Source organism: Vibrio sp. OPT46, assembly GCF_015163535.1.
Classification (GTDB): Bacteria; Pseudomonadota; Gammaproteobacteria; order Enterobacterales; family Vibrionaceae; genus Vibrio; species Vibrio alginolyticus.
On record NZ_JADDYG010000622.1, the window covers coordinates 1 to 214 of the forward strand.

Annotated in this window: 1 rRNA gene; it reads right to left on the minus strand. The window is 52.3% G+C overall.

Features of this window, described 5'->3' with window-relative positions:
- Positions 1-214, minus strand: a 16S ribosomal RNA gene (locus IQR33_RS23875); the annotation flags it as partial.

Genomic DNA, 214 nt, shown 5'->3' on the forward strand with positions numbered 1-214 from the left:
TTTACGCCCAGTAATTCCGATTAACGCTCGCACCCTCCGTATTACCGCGGCTGCTGGCACGGAGTTAGCCGGTGCTTCTTCTGTCGCTAACGTCAAATGATAGTGCTATTAACACTACCACCTTCCTCACGACTGAAAGTGCTTTACAACCCGAAGGCCTTCTTCACACACGCGGCATGGCTGCATCAGGCTTGCGCCCATTGTGCAATATTCC